Source organism: Corallococcus sp. AB018 (assembly GCF_003986945.1).
Classification (GTDB): Bacteria; Myxococcota; Myxococcia; order Myxococcales; family Myxococcaceae; genus Corallococcus; species Corallococcus exiguus.
Map to the genome: position 1 here is coordinate 1 of NZ_RAWR01000265.1, position 12492 is coordinate 12492.

Here is a 12492-nt window from a genome sequence, read left to right on the forward strand (position 1 = left end):
GCTGGAGCCGCGACACCCGCGACTGGACGCCCGCGGGCCCCGTGCGCCTCAACCCCTCACCGGAAGTGCAGGAGCTGAAGCACATCGGCTGAACCCTCTCACGCGACAACTACCTTGACGCTCACCGCGTCCGTTTCGGCCGGAGCACACGCACTCGCGGCCGTTTGCTCCCCGCCATGGCGATTCATGCTCGCACAGCAGCGCTTATGCATACTTTGGATGCATCAGAATCGTTAATTTTTTCTCATCCCCTCAGCCCTTGCCGCCGTCGTGGAAGTTCAGCAGGTCGACGGCGGCGGAGAGGCGCTCGCGGTCCTTGAGGAACTCCGCGTCCTTCTGGAGTTGTTTGTACTGGCTCGTGGTGACCTTGGGCATGTCGCCGTCGATGCGCTGCTGGAAGATGGGCTCCGTGGGGCGGTCCTTGTGGAAGAAGGTCTGGTCCACGGACTCGGCGCGGTGGGTGCCGGGACGGACGTTGAAGCGCGTGTCCACGAGGATGTCCGGGTTGCCGGAAATGGCCTTGTCCGCGGGAATCATCGCCGTGTTGGCGCCGTGGGAGGCCGAGGCCAGGTTCTGCGCCGACTGCGTCTTCTTGCCGCCTTCGCCATGGCCCATGCCGTGGAGGATTTCGTAGGGGGTGTCCCTGTCGGCGGTGCCAAGCCCCTGCTGGTACTTCGTGGAGCTGGGCTCGCCCCCGGTCATGCCCTTGAAGACATTGGTGTGCTCGCCCTTGTCGCGGTCCGGCACCGCGGTGAGGACCTGCTGGGGCCCGAGCCCTCGCCGCTCCACGGGGCCTTCGTAGAAGAGGCCCTTCTTGTCCTTCGCCTGACTGCCGACGTGGGACAGCAGGTTGAGTCCGTCTTGCGGTGTGTCCTGCGTGGTGCGCAGGGACGACATGTCGCCGGTGCGGGCGGAGTGGGTGTCCTGCAGGCCCACCGCGTTCTGTTGCTTGTACAACTCAGCGGCCGTGGGGGGCGTTTCGCCCGTGGCCGCGGCCCGCCTGGGCCGCTTCGACGTGCCCGCGTCGAACGTATCCGCATCATCCCGGGGGCGCTTCGTCGAGGAGGAAGCAGAGGTCTGCGTCTGGGGCGGAGGCGACGGACTGCGCGTCGGCGTCACACTGCCCCCGGAGCCACTGGGACTGGGACTCCGGCTGGAGAAGGAAGTCGACCGCAGTTTGCTGGGCATGGGGGCTCCATCAACAGACAGGGGAAGCGTCATGCCGACTGTGGCTGTCGTGACCCACGCAATGCAAGTCCATGACTCCCCTTGCGTTGGCCAACGACAAACATCCAATCGCGATGGTTTCCATTTCAGGGCCGTCAGGGAGCGGGCGCCGCGGACTCGTTCACGAACACGTCGTGGAAGTACGCGTTCGCATACCCCAGGGGCGCCGGGGTGCCGCTGGCGCAGGTGGGCAGGTCATGGGTCACCACCAGGGCCTTGCTCGAGCTGCCGGGCGCGTGCGTGTCCGTCACGGTGTAGGCCCCGTACACCTCGGGTTGCGTGTCGCGCTGGAACACGAAGCGGTGATTCGCCACGTCCCACTGGAGCCGCAGCGCCGCCTGCTCGCCCTGGTGGACCAGGCCCAGGTCCGCCGTGAAGAGCTGCGCGCGGGTCGAGCACGAGGCGTCCGTGCACCGCTCGACAAGCGCCTCCACCCGCAGCGCCTGGGAGCCGACGGGGTCCGTGGACCGGGAGACCATGCGGATGGAAGCGGTGACGTCGTCCTGCAGGCTCCTTCCCACCGCGCCCCGGGTGTTGAAGAAGTGGCCCGTGAGCTCTGCGGTGCTCTGGGCCGCCGGAGCTCCCGCCGGGGCCGTGCACCCGGTGCTCCTGGCATTGTTCAGGCGCACCTTCGCCGCGATGGCCGTCACCGCGGAGGACTGGGAGAAGCGCAGGCCGTAGCGGCCCGTCCCCGTGTCCGAACGGCTCATCAACCGCAGGCGGGTGAAGGCCAGCTCCCGGAGGGAGTCCAGCCGCGTTCCGGTCTGCTCATCCACCCACCGGGCCGGGTCGATGCCGCGGATCTTCGTCGCGCGTGGAGGGTTGGACTTCATCGGGTTGAAGTTGTCGTAGGGCACCATGGGTTCGACCGCCTGGGCCGTGCCCCCCAGCACCAGTGCAAGCACCGCGCACTTCAGGTTCATCGTGCTCATGGCGATTCCATTTCCTTCACGTTGAAGTAGTGCCGCACGCGGGCGTTGTCGCCCGTGGCCGTGTCGTGTCCTTCGGTCTCCACGGTGATGCCGTTCTCGTAGCCGTCCATGAAGCTCCCCAGGAGTTCCACCCCGGCGAGCCAGTCAATGGCCGTCAACTCGCCCTTCACCCGGCGGAGCACGCCGCTGTTCGCGAAGAAGGTGAGGTGCGCGTCCTTGTCGTCCGCCTCCAGGATGGCGCTGCTCTCAGGCGTGGAGTCGTAGTGGTCGTTCGGGCCGGAGTCCGACTCCCAGATGGCCGACGTCATGTTCACCGCCCCCGAGAAACCGACCGGCAGGTCCGGGAGGAGGCTGTCGGCGCCCGTGTGCACTCGCCAGTTCGGGTAGATGGTCTGGCCCTCGTTGATGTTCAGGAAGGTGTTCAGCTTCGTGAAGCCATTGGCGATCATCAGCACGCGCGGCGAGAACCAGTCAGCGCAGCAGCCGCTCGCTGTCTCCAGGTCGGTGACCTGCTTCACGGCGTACTCGACCCGGTGTTTCTTCATCGGGTTGTACTTCACGACGTCCTTCACCCGCGCCAGCTGCACGGTGACATCCACCATGGCGTGATCCGACAGGCATTGCTGGACGAGGTTTCCCTCGGAGTCCTCGCTGCCGGAGGTGGGATCGAAGTGCGGGTTGACGCTCGCCGTGGTGCCGTTGAGCAACGCGAACGCGGGGAAGTCCAAGGTGTCCTGGGCCGGGAACACCAGGACGTAGTCGAGGCGCTTCTTGGCATCCAGCTCGTTCACCACGTTGTCGGTGCAGACGCTGGACAGCCACGTTCCGCCCGCCATCGAGTTCGGACCGGAGACCACCCGGGCCAGGTCCCGCATCTCGGAGAACTGGGTGTTGGCCTTGTCGAACTCGCTCAGCGTGCTGATGTCCAGGAGGCCAGGGCCCACCATGTCGGCGTACTGGTTGAAGGCGACGTTGGTCTGCACGCCCTTGGGCCCCACGGTGTTCAGGTCCCCCAGCAGGAAGGCGGGGCGGTCCAGGCCGCTCGGCCAGGTGCCCTGGGGAAAGGCGTCATGGACGTCAAAGCCAAAGACGGGATCGGTCAGGGGTCCGCCCTGGCGCACCTGCTGGACGTAGGCCTTGATGTTGGAGAACTGGTTCTCGCGCGCGGTGGTATCGGGCCCCGCCGTGTTTTCTCCCGCGTTGACGTGGGTGCAGAACACGTCGACGAACTCGGCGTAGTCGGTCCCCTTGGCGAGCGTGGGGGTGTCGTGTTCATCGACGAAGACAGGGGCGGTCGCGGCGGGCGTGGCGACGCGCGCCCAGAGCACGCCCTTGGCCTGGGCGCAGTCGCTGCCGGTGCACATACCGAAGGGGAAGTGGTGCACCCCACCCTCGAGGATCTGCCGCGAGGACAGCAACACCAGTCCCGTGCTGAACAGGGACGGCTGGAGGATGTTGTCATTCAGCTCGGTGACGGCCTGCATGGGCGGCAGCAGCGCGCCCGCGCGCAGCGCGTTGACCTTCTCGATGAGCTCGCCGCGCTCATGCGCCATCCAGATTTCGGAGATGCAGGCGACCTCCTTGCGGAAGATCCGCTGGGCGACGGTATCGATTTCCCCCGAGCCGCCATCCTCGACCCAGGCGGTCACATCCGGCATCTGCCCCACGTTCCACATGGTGAAGCTGAGCGGAATCGGTGTCGGGCTCGCGAACTCGAGCGTTTCCCAGTTGCCCGTCAGGGTGCCGCCGGACGACAGGCCCGCGCGGTTGGGGAACCGGCCGCCACCCACCGTCTGCGCGGAGGTCGTCGGAACGGGAATGTGTTCGATGCCGAGTCCCAGCTTGCGCACCGTGGCCAGGAGCGGCTCGCTCGCGCCTCCGACGGGGAGGCCCGGCGCCAGTTTGATCTCGAACTCGATGTGGACGTGGGCCGGGTCCGAGGACGGGCTCGACACCACCACGGAGGTGGCCCAGGCCTCGGTGGGGGTCGCGAGCGCGCTCCAGCCATCCGTGCCGCCGAGGTTCCCCTTGCTCTGGACGGTGGTCGCGAAGCCCTTGACGGTGGAGTAGCTCAACGTGATGCGCCGGTCCTCGTCACGAGGCACGTGCGCGCCGGAGGCCAGCTGGAGGGTTTCGCCGCGCTTCGCATCGAGCCAGACGCTGACGGTGCCCTCCAGGCCCACGAAGTTCCCGCTGGCATTCCTGGGCTTGGGCAGGCGCATGCCAATGAACAGGGATTGCACGTGGCAGGGATTCTGGGGCTTCCCCACGTTGCACTCGTCCGCGGTGTAGCTGGCGTTGTCGGAGACGGAGAGGAACAGGTCTCCGTTGGGCCCCCCGTTCACGTAGTCCTGCAGCGGGAACTTCTTGCCGTCGGCGTACTCCAGGGCGGAAACCATGCCATCCGCCGTGGGCTGGATGCACGGAGTCGCGGGGCTGCAGTGGACCCCCGCGTCCTGCGGGAGAAGCTTCGTGACGTGAGGCGCCGCCAGCGCCCCCGTGGGGATGAGGCTGGCGAGGGCCAACAAGAGTGGAACGCGTTGCATGATGCCTCCGGGTCGAGCACCCGGATTGCACCGCGCATGCCGTGGGGCTCCCCCCTGGGAGGCAGCGAGGACAACGGCAAGGATTGCCGTGGTCGTGCAGGACTTGCATGCGGGCCTTGCCGCCCCCCTCCTGCCCCGGGCCCCGAACGAGGACGCTTCCGGGGGGAGCGTGCCTTGGTACGCGTGTTGCTCTGGGGAGGGCCTGCTCCAAACCAAGGACCCCCGCACCCATGATGAAGCTCCGCACCCTGCTGCTGTTGTTGCCCAGTCTTTTGTGGGGACAGCTCGCGCTCGCCCAGGCACCGGCTGTCACGACCTATTACGAACCCATGGAGGGAGGCGCCATCCGCTATCTCACCATGGCGTCCCCTTCCCTCGGCGGGTCGGGCCCCAGCCACCAGGTGTCGCTCGCGCTGGCGTTGCGCAACAACGAGGCGACGTCCGTCACGTTGACCCAGATCCTGATCGACTTTCCCGGCACGACGGTGCTGACGGGCATGTCCACCAGCCTCGTCGTGCCCGCGAACGCGGTCCGCAACTGGTCGTTCAGCGCCGCCCAGAACATCATCCTGCCGAACCCGGCGCCGAACAGCATCCGCATGCGGCTCTTCTTCACGGGCTATGCGACCCCGGTGACGGAGACGTTCACGCTCGCCGCCTACCAGGCGCCCACGCCGTCCGGCAGCAACCGATTCTGGGGCCGTGTGGGCGACCTGCGCCCCCACGAATACTGGCAGGGCATGGGCGCGGTGCACGGCGCGAGCGTCCAGGGCTGCCAGCTCTTCGCTTATGACGTGGGCGTCTATGGTTGGACGGGCTCCGGCTGGTCCGACGTGCTTCCGGGCACCGACGGTTCGCAGAACGAGCACTACCGGCAGTGGGGCAAGCCCATCTACGCCGTCACCGGGGGCACGGTGACGGACTTCGTCAACACCGACGCGACCAACTTCCCGGTGGGCTCCGTCAACCCGGCGTCGCACGGCGGCGGCAACAGCTTCACCATCGACAACGGCACGTATCTGGTCGGGTACGCCCACATGCAGGCCGGCACGCTCAACCCCAGCCTGCTCACCGTGGGCGCGGTGGTCCATGAGGGCGACTTCCTGGGCCTGCTGGGCAACTCGGGCAGCTCCTCGAAGCCGCACCTCCACATCGGGGCGATCAAGTCGGACGCGTCGTCGACGCTGTGGTCCCCCCAGTGCGGAGGCCCGCTGCGCCCCGTCCCGCTCAACAGCGCGTACGCCATCGACCAGGCGGTGCTGACGCCCTGGTTCGGGTTGGAGCAGCTCGCGCCCTGGTCCCCGATGAACGGCGTGGGCATTCCCAGCGGAGCAGCGCCCAATCACATCAACTCGCTCCTCTGGCCCGCGGCGAGCGCGCCGGTGGTGCTGAACAACTCCGTGGTCAACGACTTCGCGCTGGGCTCCAATGGCCAGCTGTGGACCGTGGGCAGCAGCACGGGCGCGGTCCTCACCACCCACGACCGCCTGAGTGTCCCCTACAACACCGGTGTCTACCTGGACGTGAACCCGGGCGGCAGCGCGAAGGCCATCGCCGTCACCGCCACGATTCCGTATCTGATTGGGATGAACGACTTCGTCTACCGTGGCACCAGCTCGGGGTGGATCCAGACGTCGCAGACGGCGAAGCGCCTCACGGTGGATGAGTCCACCGGCAAGGTCTGGGTCATTGGCCTGGACGACAAGGTCTACTCCTTCAACCCCACCACCCTCGTGTGGAGCGCGCAGACGCCGACTGCTTCGACGGGCAAGGACATCGCGGTCGCGCAGGGCATCCCCTACCTCATCGGCATGGATGACCGCGTCTGGAAGCACAACGGCTCCTCGTTCGTGCAGCTGCCCGCCACCACGACGCTGAAGCGGCTGGCGGTGGACGGCGCCACCGGCAAGCTGTGGGGCATCGGGGCCAATGACGGCCTCTGGTTCTCCACGAACGGCAGCACCTGGGCCGAGCACCCGGGCGGCATCCGCGCTTATGACCTGACCCTGTTCCAGGGCACCCCGTACGTGCGCGGCCTGGACAACGGCGTCTGGAAGAAGGAGGCCTTCGGCTCCTCCCGCGTCAACGTCGTCCAGCCCTGAGCGTCCTGGCACGGCCTTGAGTGGACGGACCGCACCTGCGCGCCTTCGAGGTGCGGTTCGGCGGAGCGGCCGAGGCGGGCATCACCTCCGCCACTGCGGGCTCATTTCCGGGCCCGCACGAAGTCCACGAAGGCCTTGAGCACGGGGGGCAGGTGCCTGCGGCTCGGGTAGTAGAGGAAGAAGCCAGGGTAGGACGGGCACCAGTCCTCCAGCACGCGAACCAGCCGTCGCTGCCGGAGCAGGGATTCCACCTGCGACTCGAAGACATAGGCCAGCCCCAGTCCCGCGAGCGCGGCTTCGAGGATCTCCACCTGGTCGCTCAGCGCCAGCGAGCCTCGCGTCTCCACCTCCAGGGCCTTGCCGTCGCGCTCCAGCTCCCACGCGTAGCGTGAGCCATTGGAGAACCGGAACTGGATGCAGTCATGCGCGGCCAGGTCCATGGGCGTCTTCGGCGGAGGATGCTTCGCGAAGTACGCGGGCGTGGCGACGATGGCCGAACGCAGCCGGGGGCCCAGCGGAATCGCCACCATGTCCGCGGCCACGCGCTCGTGGAAGCGCACGCCCGCGTCGAACCCCTCCTTCACGATGTCCACGAACGCGGCGCCGTCGACGAGCTCCACCTCGATGCCGGGATGTTCCTCCAGGAACGGGCGCAGCACCGGCAGCAGGGCCAACCGGATCGCCACCCGGGCCGCACTGATGCGCAGCTTTCCCACGGGGGCCTCACGGAACGTGTTCAGGTCATCGAGCGCGTCGTCGATGTCCCGGAACGCCGGCCGCAGCCGCTCGGCGAGCCGCTCGCCCGCCGCGGTGAGCGCCACGCTCCGGGTGGTGCGGTGCACCAGCCGCAGGCCCAGCTTCTCCTCCAGCCCCCGCAGGCTGTGGCTCAGCGCGGACGGCGTCACGCCCAGCGCCCCCGCCGCTCGGCGGAAGTTCAGATGCCGGGCGATCTCCAGGAACACCGTCAGCTCACGGACGTCGGCCTGCATGGGGGCTGCCTTTCTACTGTTGAGCCGGATTCAACGGTCTTGTGCTCTGCGTGCGCATTCTCTCATGGACGGTCCAGGTCTATCTCTTCGCTCGTAACCCCTGACGAGGAGCACGCACATGAAGACCTGGCTCATCACTGGCGCATCCCGTGGTTTCGGAGTCCTCATCGCCCAGGCGGCGCTCGACGCGGGAGACCGTGTCATCGCCACCGCGCGCAATCCCCAGAGCATTCCCCTGGCGGCCCACCCGAGGCTGGTGGTCGCGAAGCTGGACGTCACCGACGAGGCCGAGGCCCAGCGCGTCGCGGCGGAGGCGGGCCGCATCGACGTGCTCGTCAACAACGCGGGCTTCGGCCTGCTCGGCGGCGTGGAGGAGTCGAGCGCCGCCGAAATCGAGAAGCTCTACCGCACCAACGTCTTCGGCCTGCTCGCCGTTACCCGCGCGGTGCTGCCCGTGATGCGGCAGCAGCGCTCCGGACACGTCATCAACCTGTCCTCCATTGGCGGCTACCGCTCGTCCGCGGGCTGGGGCGTGTACTGCTCCACGAAGTTCGCCGTGGAGGGCCTGAGCGAGGCGCTCCACGATGAACTGGCCCCGCTGGGCATCCACGTCACGGTGGTGGAGCCCGGCTACTTCCGCACCGACTTCCTGGACGCGGCGTCACTCACCCGGGCGGAGCGGATCATCCCCGACTACGCGCAGACGTCCGGCGCGATGCGGTCTCGCGCGGTCGAGCTCAACCACCAGCAGCCGGGCGACCCGGCAAAGCTCGCGACCGCGATGATGGAGCTGGTGAAGCTGGAGCAGCCTCCGCTGCGGCTGGCCCTGGGCAGCGACACGGTGAAGGCCCTGGAGGAGAAGAACGCCTTCGTGGCCCGCGAGCTGGAGGCCCACCGCGCCCTCTCGCTCTCCACGGATTTCAGCTGAGCCTGGTGTCTGACACTCACCGCTCTGCTCAAGCCTGCTGAGCGAGGGGAACGCGTTTCAGGTGCCGTTCAATGCGTTGGCGCTCTGAGTCCTGCAGCAGGAGGTGTTTGGCTTCCTGCTGCCAGACGGTGCGGATCAGCTCGACCGCCTGGGTGACCCAGGTGGTCACCTCGGCGAAGGTACGGTTGCTCACCTCGGCGAAGGCCTTGAATGAGTCAAGACGAACGTCTTCGAACTGACGTGAGCCTCCGATGCTCAGCGCCAGGTCATCGCTGATGGACTCGGGCGCGAAGAGCACGGATGAAATCAGGTCGTAGGCGGGAGACAGCCTGGGATGACGTCCATCCTTATAAAGCAATGACCAGTTCTTCAAATGCGCATCCGTGTTGCCGCTCAGCACACAGAAGACCAGCCGCTCGCAGAACGCGCGGACGTCATCTGGCGAGAGGTAGGCGAGCAGGGCCGCGAGGTATTCATAGCGCCCGCCATATTGAGAATCGCCGGGAGGTTTGTCGAAGACCTGGGCCATGTCCTCCATGTGGATGCGCTGTCCCGTGGACGTCCGGTCGAAGCGCTCGATGAGAAAGACGGAACCGTCGCCCGTGGGGATGTTCTGGGGCAGGTCCGCGAACTCAGAGACCTGCGCCATCCGGAAGGTGGGCACCTCTATCTTCGAAAGCCCTGCCCAGGTCATGGTCGAGTGCTCGATCCGGGGAAGGTCCTTGAAGCTGGGGTCATGGAACTTGGCGATCCATGCACCTGCTTTCTCACCCTGGACGGGGACGGTCAGCCCCCGCTCTCCCTCGCGGACCGAGAGCTTCCACTGTGCTCCGGCCAGGGAGAAGCGCAGCTTCGCCGCGCTGGGCGGCTCGATTCGCGCACGCGGGACAGGCTGAGTCGACAACCGTGGCTGGCCGGGAATCAGGACGATCGCGCCAGGCAGCTCCGCGCCCAGGTACTCCAGAAGTTCAAACTCATCATCCGTGTCCACCCCCAGCTCCCGTGCAAGGGCGCGGCGCAGCGGCCCCTGGGGAAGCAGGTGGGAGAACCAGATGGGGACGTGCCCCGTGGTGGGGATGTCGTAAGGCTTGCGGTCCTCGAATAACTGTCCCAGGACCGGGCGCGCTGGGGCCTGGAGCCAGGCCGCGTCGAAGGAGAAGCGGTACTCCCATTCCTCCAGATGTTCGATCAGCCCGACGCGCGTATCCCCGATCCATACCTCCAGAGCCCTCACGGAGACGTCACCTGTGCGTCAACCCGGCGGAGCAACTCTGCGATGGGCGGACGGTCACCATCGTCCGAGGCAATGCGCTCCGAGAAAAATTGGTTGAGCCACTCGTCCAGGATGTCGTTCCGGCGATCAATGAGAGTGTGGGGGCTTTCCAAATCCAGTGACTTCACGGCGTGCTCATCCAGCGCATGGCTTCGCAGGACCTCCACCGACGCACTCTTGAAGGCGTGAAATTTCTCTTCATTCGGAAGCAAATAGCGTTCAACGACATATTGCGCGCCCGGATAAATAGGGATGAAGACCTGCTCCAAATCACGCTCATCAAGCCATGTGCGGATTTCATCCAACCGGAAGCGCTCTCCACTCTCCGGGTCACGCGGCCCCAAGTGCAGCAGGGCTAACGCGCACAAGCGCATCTCCACGCTTCCGACACTCCAAGGAGTCGATGACAAGGCAAAGCCCAGGTTGAACACCAAGGGAAGCCTTTCCAGCAGCCGATCCACCGAATCAAATTCGCTTTCGTCAATGTCCGACTGGAGCTTTTGGATGTTTTCAAGAGCGGCCTCCGCATGGACCTTGGACAGTGCGCCTCGCCACACCCAGCGGGACAGGAGGGTCCGGGTGCGCGGGTGGGGGCGTGGGTGCAGATGGAAGAAGCGCGTCAGCACGATGAGGGACAAGGGGTATGGGAGCAGCCGACGGTGAGGGATGCCCACGTCGTCCGCCAGGAACCCAATGGCATGTCTCAGCGCCGTTTCGGTCCGCTCCACGGCCTCCGGATGGACGCTGTCCACCGCCCCTCCTCTCCGGATGAAGTTCTGGCGCAGGTCGATCCCCTCCACCGCCTTCAGGCAGTGGATGAACAGGTCCGTGGTTATCTTTCCAAAGCCAGTCTCCGCCTGAAGGCGGTTGCAAGCGCTTTCGATGGGACGCGGCTTCTGCCCACCAAAAAGCGCCTCGAAGACCTCGCTCTCCCGCATGGGCACACCCGAGGTGTTGACCCGCGTGAAGATGAGTCGCATGACCTCCTGGGAGGTGCTTTCGACGATGTACGAGGGGACCTGGTACTCGCGTAGCGCCTTCCCCAGGGCGATGGCCCCCTGGACGAGGTCAGGACGCGTGCTCCGAAAGGGCCATTCGTTGAGCCAGGTGAGGAGCTTGAACGAATCTGCTACGACGTTGACCGGAATCCAGTGGGGCGGTGGTTCGGCGGCCCGAAGGTGCACGAACTGCTCCGCCTCCAGGTCGAACCAGACGGAATGAATGTCCCCGCGTGGGTGGCGATCTGGATGCAGCATCGCGGCCGCCAGGGCCGTCAGGCGCTGCTGTCCATCCACCACGAAGTAAGCATCCGTCATTCGCGGCGCATCAATGCGCAACGGCCCGAAATGCAGGGACGCCGGTTCCGCCGGTCCCTTGAAGAGAAGCAGGTCCCCGACGGGAAAGCCCCGGTAGACGCTGTCGAAGAGGTCCAGCACGTGCGTGGCGCGCCACTTGAGCGGGCGCTGAAAGTCGGGGACCCGGATCCGCCCGTCCTGCACGTGCTGTAGCAGCGTGTCCACCATGAAGGCGCGGGCCTCGGGTCGACGCTCCAGTCGGGTCTTTTCCATCGTGTGGATTGCTTACCCACGTCCGACCCACCGCGCAAGGAACGCCCCGCTCCCAGCGCCAGCACCGCGCGAGCCGCTGGCACGGGATGGAACTGCCCCTCTGGCAGCACATCGACAGTGAGTTGCCCGCCGTGCGGCGACCTCGGCCGTGACGCTTACCGCGAGACCGACCGGGCTGGTGTTGCCTTGCTCAAAGGGATGGGCCCTCGCGAGGACGCCACTGACGCCAGCAACTCCGGCCCGGGCCAGGCATGGCTCGGCCGTCCTTCCGCCAGGAAGTCCACCGCGGGCGACAGCACCTCCGGAGCATAAAGGATGCGGAAGTGCCCCAGGCCTTCCGTGCGCGTGAGCTTCGCGCCCGGCCACGCGCGCGCCACCGCTTCGCCTGCGTTCAGCGGCACCTCGCGGTCCCCCACGTCGTGGAAGATGCGCAGCGGCACGTCCAGCCCTGGCGCGAAGGCTGGCAGCGCCAGGTCCGCCAGCCGCATGTCGAAACGCTCCTCGATTCGCGCCGCCATCCGCCGCCACATGGCCTCCGACAGGCCCACCGTGTCCGCGAAGGCCCGGATGCCCGCCAGCGGATCCGCGGGCGGCGAGATGAAGACCGCGCGCTCCACCTTCATCCCGTCCCGGAGCGCCACCGCCGTGGCCGCCGCGCCGAACGAGTGCGCCACCACCGCGTAGGGCCCGCCCGTCGCCTGCCCCACCGCCGCCACCATTCCCGCCAGCTCCGGCAGCGAGCTGGTGCGCCCGGAGGACGCCCCGTGCCCCGGCGCGTCGTACGTCACCACCGAGAACCCCGCGTCCACCAGGGGCTGCACGAAGGCCGTGAGCTGCCCGCCGTAGCCACTCCAACCGTGCACCAGCAGCACCCGGGGACCCTCGCCCCAGCTCCACACCGCCACCTTCTCGCCCTCCACCCTCAAC

Annotated in this window: 9 protein-coding genes; 2 read left to right on the forward strand and 7 right to left on the reverse strand. The window is 67.0% G+C overall.

The window, feature by feature from the left end; genetic code table 11:
* Window positions 1-252: 252 nt before the first annotated feature.
* The 3 genes from D7Y11_RS37490 to D7Y11_RS37500 form a co-directional block, all read right to left on the reverse strand.
* Window positions 253-1119, reverse strand: a complete 867-nt coding sequence (locus D7Y11_RS37490) for a hypothetical protein (protein ID WP_233607518.1) — start codon at window positions 1117-1119, stop codon at window positions 253-255.
* A 203-nt stretch (window positions 1120-1322) separates the two neighbouring features.
* Window positions 1323-2159, reverse strand: coding sequence for a hypothetical protein (locus tag D7Y11_RS37495; RefSeq protein WP_126936074.1), 837 nt, complete (start codon window positions 2157-2159; stop codon window positions 1323-1325).
* Window positions 2156-4705, reverse strand: a complete 2550-nt coding sequence (locus tag D7Y11_RS37500; protein ID WP_126936075.1) for a hypothetical protein — start codon at window positions 4703-4705, stop codon at window positions 2156-2158. The genes D7Y11_RS37495 and D7Y11_RS37500 overlap by 4 nt, the downstream gene beginning before the upstream one ends.
* Window positions 4706-4935: 230 nt before the next feature.
* Between D7Y11_RS37500 and D7Y11_RS37505 the strand changes: the two genes are divergently transcribed.
* Complete coding sequence (locus D7Y11_RS37505) at window positions 4936-6807, forward strand: M23 family metallopeptidase (protein WP_158642044.1); 1872 nt, start codon at window positions 4936-4938, stop codon at window positions 6805-6807.
* Between the two features lie 101 nt (window positions 6808-6908).
* Here the strand turns inward: D7Y11_RS37505 and D7Y11_RS37510 are convergent, their stop codons facing one another.
* Window positions 6909-7796 (reverse strand): LysR family transcriptional regulator, encoded by an 888-nt coding sequence (locus tag D7Y11_RS37510; RefSeq protein WP_121752804.1) that lies wholly within the window; start codon window positions 7794-7796, stop codon window positions 6909-6911.
* Between the two features lie 118 nt (window positions 7797-7914).
* On the opposite strand from D7Y11_RS37510, the gene D7Y11_RS37515 reads away from it, so the two are divergent.
* Complete coding sequence (locus D7Y11_RS37515; protein ID WP_126936077.1) at window positions 7915-8724, forward strand: oxidoreductase; 810 nt, start codon at window positions 7915-7917, stop codon at window positions 8722-8724.
* Window positions 8725-8752: 28 nt separating this feature from the next.
* Here D7Y11_RS37515 and D7Y11_RS37520 read toward each other — a convergent pair whose 3' ends face one another.
* The 3 genes from D7Y11_RS37520 to D7Y11_RS37530 form a co-directional block, all read right to left on the reverse strand.
* Entirely contained in the window at window positions 8753-9958 is a 1206-nt protein-coding gene (locus D7Y11_RS37520; protein WP_121752802.1) for a type II toxin-antitoxin system HipA family toxin, read from the reverse strand.
* Entirely contained in the window at window positions 9955-11565 is a 1611-nt protein-coding gene (locus tag D7Y11_RS37525; RefSeq protein ID WP_121752801.1) for a DUF262 domain-containing protein, read from the reverse strand. Before D7Y11_RS37525 ends, D7Y11_RS37520 begins: the two co-directional genes overlap by 4 nt.
* A 155-nt stretch (window positions 11566-11720) precedes the next feature.
* Window positions 11721-12492 (reverse strand): alpha/beta hydrolase (locus D7Y11_RS37530; protein WP_126936078.1); only part of this gene is annotated, 772 nt, incomplete at its 5' end.

What these genes read in the sequence shown, in the direction of transcription:
- D7Y11_RS37495 (WP_126936074.1), bottom strand. Translation starts at nt 2,159, where the DNA reads ATGAGCACGATGAACCTGAAGTGCGCGGTGCTTGCACTGGTGCTGGGG.
- D7Y11_RS37500 (WP_126936075.1), bottom strand. Translation starts at nt 4,705, where the DNA reads ATGCAACGCGTTCCACTCTTGTTGGCCCTCGCCAGCCTCATCCCCACG.
- D7Y11_RS37505 (WP_158642044.1), top strand. Translation starts at nt 4,936, where the DNA reads ATGATGAAGCTCCGCACCCTGCTGCTGTTGTTGCCCAGTCTTTTGTGG.
- D7Y11_RS37510 (WP_121752804.1), bottom strand. Translation starts at nt 7,796, where the DNA reads ATGCAGGCCGACGTCCGTGAGCTGACGGTGTTCCTGGAGATCGCCCGG.
- D7Y11_RS37515 (WP_126936077.1), top strand. Translation starts at nt 7,915, where the DNA reads ATGAAGACCTGGCTCATCACTGGCGCATCCCGTGGTTTCGGAGTCCTC.
- D7Y11_RS37525 (WP_121752801.1), bottom strand. Translation starts at nt 11,565, where the DNA reads ATGGAAAAGACCCGACTGGAGCGTCGACCCGAGGCCCGCGCCTTCATG.